The organism is Pseudonocardia pini (genome assembly GCF_013870575.1).
In the GTDB taxonomy this organism is placed as follows: domain Bacteria; phylum Actinomycetota; class Actinomycetes; order Mycobacteriales; family Pseudonocardiaceae; genus Pseudonocardia; species Pseudonocardia pini.
This window is the reverse complement of sequence record NZ_JACBXB010000903.1, coordinates 1-1,998: the sequence shown is the minus strand read 5'-3', so window position 1 is coordinate 1,998 and position 1,998 is coordinate 1. Positions and strand designations below refer to the sequence as shown.

The window sequence follows — 1,998 nt, the reverse complement described above, 5'->3', positions numbered from 1 at the left end:
CCGGCAGCACGGCACCCACGGCCACGGCCGCGGGCACGGTCACCTCGGCGTTGTGGGCCGCGCCGTCCGACGACGTCCAGGCGACCACGGCCCGCCGCCCGACGGGGGCCGCCACCTGAGTCGACGTCAGCGGGCCGACGAGCTCGGTGACCGTCGCGGTCACCGACACACGCTCGGCCGCCTCGGCCGCGGCCCGCGCGGTGACCGAACCGTGCACCGCCACGCCGACCAGCCCCGCCACCACGATCACGACCACGCCGACGGCGCAGACCAGCACCGCCACCACGTCCTCGACGCGGTCGGTCCGCCTCCGCGGCAACCGGGTTCCTCCAGCCACGACGGGGGACTCGCCGCGGACCGGGGCAGGCGTTACCACGCCACAGCCCCTTCAGTAATGCGCCTGCCTCAACTAGCGTGGCCCGCAGGCGACGACGCACTGCGGAGGTGCACGATGGCGTGGGACTTCTCCACCGAACCGGAGTTCGAGAAGAAGCTGGAATGGATGCGGGGCTTCGTCCGGGAGGAGATCTTCCCGCTGGAGACCGTGGACCTGAGCCCGGACCAGTACGCCCGGATCACCGCACCGCTCAAGGAGCAGGTCAAGGAGCAGGGCCTCTGGGCCGCGCACCTGCCGCCGGAGCTCGGAGGCGGCGGGTTCGGGCAGGTCAAGCTGGGTCTGATGCACGAGATCCTCGGCCAGAGCCGCTTCGCACCGGGGATCTTCGGCAACCAGGCGCCGGACTCCGGCAACGCGGAGCTGCTGGCGATCGGCGGCTCGCCGGAGCAGAAGGAGCAGTGGATGCTCCCGCTGCTGCGCGGCGAGCTGCGCTCCTGTTTCTCGATGACCGAGCCGGGCGCGGGAGCGGACCCGACGCTGCTCACCACCCGGGCGGTGCTCGAGGGTGACGAGTACGTGATCAACGGACACAAGTGGTTCTCGTCGAACGCGAGCCGGGCGGACTTCCTGATCGTCATGGCCGTCACGGACCCCGACGTCTCGGCGTACCAGGGCTCCTCGATGATCATCGTTCCGGTGGACACGCCCGGCGTGAACATCCTGCGGGACATCCCGGTCATGGACCACTCCAGCGTCACCCCCCAGCTCGAGGGCGGGCACGCGGAGATCCTCTACCAGGACGTGCGGGTCCCGAGGGCCAACCTGGTGGGCAACCCCGGAGACGGCTTCAAGCTGGCCCAGCAGCGCCTCGGCCCGGGGCGCATCCACCACGCCATGCGCTGGCTCGGCCAGTCGAAGCGCGCCTTCGACATGCTCTGCGAGCGGGCGGTGTCCCGGTACGCGCACGGCTCGGTGCTGTCCGAGAAGCAGATGATCCAGGACTGGGTGGCCACCTCCGCCGTGGAGATGCAGGCCGCGCGGCTGCTCACCCTGCAGGCCGCGTGGACCATGGACCAGGTGGGCGCGTCGAACGCCCGCAACGAGATCGCGATCATCAAGTTCTGGGGCGCGAAGATCCTGCACGACGTCATCGACCGCGCGATCCAGATCCACGGCTCGCTCGGCTTCTCCGGCGACCTCCCGCTGGAGCAGATGTACCGCTCGGCCCGCGCCGCCCGGATCTACGACGGCCCGGACGAGGTGCACAAGGCCACCGTCGCCAAGCGGATCCTGCGCGGCTACGAGGCCACGGACGTCCCCACCGAGCACGTGCCCACGCGGGCGGCGGCGGCGCAGCGGAAGTTCGCGCAGTACCTGGAGCTGGCCACGGCCAACGACTGACGCGGAGCCCTCCGCCGAGATGAACGTCAGTGCTGTTCGATCATGCCTTCGGCAGCACCCTGGTTCATCTCGGCGAAGGGTGGGTCGGATAGCGGGCCGGTGTGCACGACGTCGAGGCGCTGCGTGGCCCGGGTGAGGGCGACGTAGAGGTCCGTGTGGTGCATCCGTGCGGGCTCGACGACGACCACCGCGTCGAACTCCAGCCCCTTCGCCTCGCGCGGGGTCAGGACCGGCACCCCGGGACGGCCGACGTCGAGCCC

The 1,998-nt window shown here is 71.0% G+C and carries 3 protein-coding genes; 1 reads left to right on the top strand and 2 read right to left on the bottom strand.

The features are described from left to right. A partial coding sequence (locus H5J29_RS30605; protein WP_220188133.1) for a hypothetical protein occupies positions 1-319 on the bottom strand: 319 nt, incomplete at its 3' end. Between the two features lie 132 nt (positions 320-451). Between H5J29_RS30605 and H5J29_RS30600 the strand changes: the two genes are divergently transcribed. Next, complete coding sequence (locus H5J29_RS30600) at positions 452-1,738, top strand: acyl-CoA dehydrogenase family protein (RefSeq protein WP_181784424.1); 1,287 nt, start codon at positions 452-454, stop codon at positions 1,736-1,738. A 26-nt stretch (positions 1,739-1,764) separates the two neighbouring features. Here the strand turns inward: H5J29_RS30600 and H5J29_RS30595 are convergent. Continuing rightward, positions 1,765-1,998, bottom strand: a 234-nt coding sequence (locus H5J29_RS30595) for an ATP-binding domain-containing protein (protein ID WP_181784423.1), incomplete at its 5' end; no start/stop codon positions are given.